This window comes from Methylomagnum sp., assembly GCF_054333355.1.
This window is the reverse complement of sequence record NZ_JBTEKS010000330.1, coordinates 1-4,963: the sequence shown is the minus strand read 5'-3', so window position 1 is coordinate 4,963 and position 4,963 is coordinate 1. Positions and strand designations below refer to the sequence as shown.

General features: G+C 54.6%; 9 protein-coding genes. 7 read left to right on the top strand and 2 right to left on the bottom strand.

Annotated elements, in window-relative coordinates:
* The coding region (locus ACXWUF_RS18505; RefSeq protein ID WP_458496076.1) for a hypothetical protein at positions 1-368 on the bottom strand (368 nt) is incomplete at its 3' end.
* On the bottom strand, positions 365-676 hold the full coding sequence (locus ACXWUF_RS18500; RefSeq protein WP_458496075.1) for a hypothetical protein: 312 nt from the start codon (positions 674-676) through the stop codon (positions 365-367). The genes ACXWUF_RS18500 and ACXWUF_RS18505, both read right to left, overlap by 4 nt.
* A gap of 127 nt (positions 677-803) precedes the next feature.
* Between ACXWUF_RS18500 and ACXWUF_RS18495 the strand changes: the two genes are divergently transcribed.
* The 7 genes from ACXWUF_RS18495 to ACXWUF_RS18465 all read left to right on the top strand — a co-directional run.
* Entirely contained in the window at positions 804-2,216 is a 1,413-nt protein-coding gene (locus ACXWUF_RS18495) for a hypothetical protein (protein ID WP_458496074.1), read from the top strand.
* A 27-nt stretch (positions 2,217-2,243) separates the two neighbouring features.
* On the top strand, positions 2,244-2,537 hold the full coding sequence (locus ACXWUF_RS18490; protein ID WP_458496073.1) for a helix-turn-helix transcriptional regulator: 294 nt from the start codon (positions 2,244-2,246) through the stop codon (positions 2,535-2,537).
* Complete coding sequence (locus ACXWUF_RS18485) at positions 2,534-3,076, top strand: hypothetical protein (protein WP_458496072.1); 543 nt, start codon at positions 2,534-2,536, stop codon at positions 3,074-3,076. Before ACXWUF_RS18490 ends, ACXWUF_RS18485 begins: the two co-directional genes overlap by 4 nt.
* Positions 3,066-3,323, top strand: a complete 258-nt coding sequence (locus ACXWUF_RS18480) for a hypothetical protein (RefSeq protein ID WP_458496071.1) — start codon at positions 3,066-3,068, stop codon at positions 3,321-3,323. The genes ACXWUF_RS18485 and ACXWUF_RS18480 overlap by 11 nt, the downstream gene beginning before the upstream one ends.
* Positions 3,324-3,591: 268 nt before the next feature.
* Positions 3,592-4,203, top strand: coding sequence for a JAB domain-containing protein (locus ACXWUF_RS18475; protein WP_458496070.1), 612 nt, complete (start codon positions 3,592-3,594; stop codon positions 4,201-4,203).
* Positions 4,196-4,474 carry a hypothetical protein gene (locus tag ACXWUF_RS18470; RefSeq protein ID WP_458496069.1) on the top strand — a complete coding sequence of 93 codons (279 nt, stop codon included), beginning with the start codon at positions 4,196-4,198 and terminating at the stop codon, positions 4,472-4,474. The genes ACXWUF_RS18475 and ACXWUF_RS18470 overlap by 8 nt, the downstream gene beginning before the upstream one ends.
* A partial coding sequence (locus tag ACXWUF_RS18465; protein ID WP_458496068.1) for a bifunctional DNA primase/polymerase occupies positions 4,467-4,963 on the top strand: 497 nt, incomplete at its 3' end. The genes ACXWUF_RS18470 and ACXWUF_RS18465, both read left to right, overlap by 8 nt.

The following is a 4,963-nucleotide window of genomic DNA, read 5'->3' as shown; positions in this document are numbered from 1 at the left end:
AGGCGTTCCACCAGTTCCCGGTAGTTGTCGTTCCGGTTGATGGCGGTTTGCCGGTAGATGTGCCGGAACAGGAAATCCACGTCGGGCTTGAGCGCGTCGGCCTTCTCCCACAGGGCCACGGTTTGCGCTTCCTTGCCCATCAATTCGCCCACGGTCTTTTGCGACAGGTTGAGCATGATCCGCAGGAACCGGAGTTCCTTGCCGGTGAGGGGGGCGGGCTTTTCGGTCAACGCCTTGGCGATGGTGGCGTCCAGGGCTCCGGCGTTGAGGAAGGAAACGCCCTTGCCGTAGGGGGTTTCGTGGAACTCGTAGCCGTTTTCCAGCCAGACGTTATCCAGGCCGCATTCCTGATAGTGGTAGTGATTCATAGCTTGTTCTCCACCTCGATGATGATGGCGGTCCAGCCGCCCATTTCTTTTAGTACCGCCGACAATCTCACATTCACGCCCGCGCTGAAATGCGCCATCCGGCATTGCACGTCGCCGTGTTGGTTGACGGCGGGCGCTTCGGTCAACTCGCCTTCCTTCAAGCACAGCATGACCTGACGCCGGGTGACGATCCGATACCAGGGGCTTTCCCCTTCCAGGGCGGGGAAGATGACCCGCTCTTGTGCGACGGCTTCCCGGATCAATTCGAGCGCCCGGCGGGGCGTCATTGGAAAGGCCAGAATGTTCATGTCATTATTCCTCCCTAGACCTATAAAAATTATAGGTAGCCGTCCCGGCTTGCAATAGCCCGCCCCCGTTCATGCTGGGTTTCCCGGCGCTGACGCTTCGGAAGGATGGGTTGGGCATGGCCGGATCGTGGATGGCGATTGGCTGGGGCTGGCCGGAGGATTCCCCCTTTATCTGGCTGGCGTGGTTCCTTCCTTAAAGGGGATAGGCGTCAAAGGGGGCGCTATGTCGATTGTTCGCAAGATTCAGGGTCGGGAAGCTTTGCCGGTGTGGGCGCTTCCATACGTTGTTTACCCCGGTTGGGGTGTTCGAGTCGCGTTTGAAGAGGTATTGCAGTCTTTGACGCATGAAGACTATGGTCGAATGGCTCCGGCATTTTTAACCGCTTATAAGCTCAACGAAGACGGTGATACTGTTGCAATTAACCCTATTGAATGGGGACGACCATTAGATTATGTCGCGATGATAACCGGGGATTTAAAGTCATCCGAAGGAGAATACGAGTATAAAAATTACCCCGTTTGGCTTGATAGTGTTGCCAAGGCCATGCCGACACAGGCTTTTGTTTTTCTTGATGATCTGTCGGTCTGGCACTATGAATTTATAGAAAAGCAGGTGGACGAAGACAGCGGAAAGATTCGGCGCATGAAGCTTATTTCTACGGGGGAAATAACGGAACAGGAAGTTACTTATCGGCGAGAAGAGTACGCGCTAAGCCTCGATCCAAATATTGATGGCGAAGTGCGCGAAAAACATAAGGCATGGTTTGACGACACCAAAGCACGGCATACGCCGAAGACTTGGATTGCCGACGGAGGAAAAAATAAAATCAGACGAAAATGGTATCAGATACAGGACGCGGCAGAAATTATCGGTTGCAAAGTAGATGATATAATTCATTATGGTGCAACAAGACAAATTGGAATCTATGCGCTTACGTGTAATTGGCCGGTTGAGCCACTCAAAATAAAACAGGACGGCACGGAAATCCGTTGCAGGAGAATAGCTTGTAACGAGCCTCTAAGAATTACGCCCAAGGACTTATTAGCATATGAAGCTAATCACACAGCACTAGCAAAGGGAGCGTGGCTACCAACCGTTGACGAGGATAAGTATTTTGCTGCTTTTTTATATCCCCGCCCTGAGAATCCTTTAGATTTACAAATGGCTGATTATGACAAAAAGCGTATCTCAGATATGAAGTTAGTCATCATGGCTGATGACTTAACCACCTTGCAAGCTAATCTCTCTGGAAGATTTGAGGAAAACAACATATCAGACCAATCAGCCAATGACGATCTGGACCCAAAAAAGCGTGAACATCTATTACGCACAATCGGGGCTTTATCGCTACTTTTGATTGAGAAAGCTGACGGAAAAAAGTTTGGCACGAGAGCGAACCCAAACCGAAATGGTATTTTCAAGGGAATTGATGGCCTGCTTGTGGATATGGAGGTAAGCACAGATGGGCAAGGCCATTCCAAACTTTCGGACCTTCTTAAGGAAGCTATTGAATTAACGCTAAAAAAGCCTATTCGCTGAAACGCATTTCCTTTCCATAGCGCTTCCATGGAATCTTTCTTCTTTCCATGGAACACTTTCAAATTGAATCTGCGCAAAGTGTTGGCTCCTTTCCTATGGAGTCCAACAATGCAAGCTGAAATCCTGATAAAGCCGGGTGATAGATTCGTCCGGCTTCCCGAAGTCCGAGTAATAACCGGGCGTTCAAAATCTCAAATCTACGCGGATACCACGTTTCCCCGACCGATAAAGCTATCGGCCCGCGAAAGCGCATGGCTGCATTCTGAGGTATTGGCTTGGATGCAAACCAAGCTTGAGGCTGCAAGGAAGAATGCCGCATGAGTACAAAGAAACCCAAAACAGTAATAGACGCCAAATCTGACTATAGATTACTGAACGAGAAAGTCATTTCAGCGTTTCCAGCCCAAAACAATTTGCGGGCGGTATTCGAGAATGAGGATGGTTCAGTTTTCCTGGACCCGATTATTGCCATAGTAATTAAGGAGGGCACATTTCAAGGCGGAAATATCTGGGTTATGGATGCTGTGCTGGAAGATGGTCTCAACATTGGAGAGTGTTCAAACTTCCGAGGCTACCAGTTTATTGAGCCTGAAAAACCGTTATCCGAAGTCCTCTCTGAGCGGTTTGAAAAGATCGAAAGTGGGCCAATGGATTTCCGCGAACTTGTTTTAAATGAAGCGCGAACCAGTCTTGGTCAGATGATCCAAATAGCCAATGACATTGTTGGCAGAGTCTTGAGTCACGGGGGATTGGACGAGGAAACCGGGCGGGATTTTAAAACGGCTGTCATTGACGGAATGATGGAATTTCGCAACGCGGCTGGTTATCTCAATAAAGTGGGAAACGGTCATGGCGAATAATGAGAAATTAGAGCGGATTGCAGCCGCTTTCTATAACCCCCCGAACCTCGTTGCCGACTTCAAAGACCTGGACACGGGCGAAGCGTTTTCCAGTCCGGTTCTTGTACTGCTCGTGGTGGAGGACGAAGACGGGTCATATCTGGATGCCCACCTTTTGGACGCTCCCGTAGATGTGCGGGCCAATAAGGAGCCGGGGTTTCGGGGCTTCCGCCTCAAGGAACCCGGCGAAGGTGGCAGCGATGAGTAACTTGACCAACATCAGCCACCCGGCTACCCTGCTTGCGCCGTCGCCTCATGCGACGGTCGGGATTGGCGTCCCGAACCACAAAGGCGCACAGCGCCTATCATCCATGCAGGCGCTTTTTTGTGCCCGCATCTTCCGCTATGGCGGCCTGTGCGGCGCAGTCGTGAGACTGGCCGGTTCCTTTGTGCCGGTACGCCAACGCCGCACAGTCCGTCTCCATCTTGATTGGCGTCAAGCGAGACGGCTCCAACCCTACACAAAGGAGCCTCCCATGAAATCCCCCATCAACGGGCAAATTGCGCCCAAAATCCGCCGTTCCCCCTCCACTCAACCCGCTGCAATCCCTAACTTCCGCGTCTGCGAGAAGTCGGGCCGCTACGTCACCCGCAAGCCGTTGACCGATGAGCAAATCATCCAGGCCGCGAAACGCCTGCTAGAGCGCCGTGTCTTCCGCGACACGCCCGCGTTGACCTCGCCCACCCTGGCGGCGGACTACCTGACTTTGTGCCTTGCCTCTTACGAGTCGGAAGTGTTCGGGCTACTCCTGTTGGATAGCCAGAATCGCCCCCTGGCCTTCGAGCAGGTTTCCCAAGGCACCGTCGCTTACGCACTCGTTCACCCTCGCGAGGTCGTCAAGGCCGTGCTGCGCCACAATGCCGTATCGGTTGTTTTGGCGCATAACCATCCGTCCGGCTCCCTCAAACCCAGCGAAGCGGACCACGACATCACCCGCGCCCTGAAATCCGCGCTGGCGGTCATCGGGGTGAGCGTGCTGGATCACTTCATCGTGGGCGGCGGGCGGACCTTCAGTTTCGCCGAACACGGCTTGCTTGACGGTGCGCCCCCCACCAAGAGCGGCGGGGAGGGCGAAGCCCATGGATAAAAACACCAGCTTGGAAAAACTCTGTCTGGAGATGGGCGAGATTGAAGCCACCTTGGCGCGGGCGCTGGCCGTGGCGGACCTAGTGCGCTGCGTGACCACCCAGCAAGGCCGGACGGCAGCGCAGTCGGGCGGATTGGCGGGCACGTCCATCACGGAAGCCTTGGGGCTTGTGGTGGACAACCTTCGTGAGGGGGTGGGCCGAATTCAGGCAACGGTGACGGCCATCCAACACGGCGCGGCTCAATCGAGCGAGCGAGGGCGCGATGACTGACCAAGAAAAAAGCCCGACTTCGACTAATGCCGAAGCGGGCCTTCAAAATGAAATAAATGCGGACACCATTCTAGCCCAATACGGCGCGGCGGGCTTCAACTTCGTGCGGATACCCCGCGTGGCCGGACGCCCCACCAAAGGCCCGACCGGGACGGGCTGGAACCTTCCCCGCACGGCGGACAACCCGCAAGGCTATACGCCGGACGTGGCGGCGGCGCGGGGCTGGGTCAAGGCCGGGGATAACCTCGGGCTGGCCTTGTTGCCGAGCCGGGTAGCCTCCCTTGATCTTGACGACTTCGACGAAGCCCGCCGCGTGTTCGGCGAAATTGGCTTGCCCCTGGCTGACTGGCTCAACGATCCGGGCCGGGTGGAAATCCGCAGCGGCAAGGCGGGCAAGGGTAAGCTGCTGTTCTACGTGGAAGTCCCGGACCTGATCGAGTGTTCCCGCAAACTGGTGTTCGGCAAGCGCCCCCACGAGCGGGCCGTGTT

Coding starts and splice junctions, on each gene's coding strand:
- ACXWUF_RS18470 (WP_458496069.1), top strand. CDS start 4,196: ATGGATAAAAACACCAGCTTGGAAAAACTCTGTCTGGAGATGGGCGAG.
- ACXWUF_RS18485 (WP_458496072.1), top strand. CDS start 2,534: ATGAGTACAAAGAAACCCAAAACAGTAATAGACGCCAAATCTGACTAT.
- ACXWUF_RS18500 (WP_458496075.1), bottom strand. CDS start 676: ATGAACATTCTGGCCTTTCCAATGACGCCCCGCCGGGCGCTCGAATTG.
- ACXWUF_RS18480 (WP_458496071.1), top strand. CDS start 3,066: ATGGCGAATAATGAGAAATTAGAGCGGATTGCAGCCGCTTTCTATAAC.
- ACXWUF_RS18475 (WP_458496070.1), top strand. CDS start 3,592: ATGAAATCCCCCATCAACGGGCAAATTGCGCCCAAAATCCGCCGTTCC.
- ACXWUF_RS18490 (WP_458496073.1), top strand. CDS start 2,244: ATGGAATCTTTCTTCTTTCCATGGAACACTTTCAAATTGAATCTGCGC.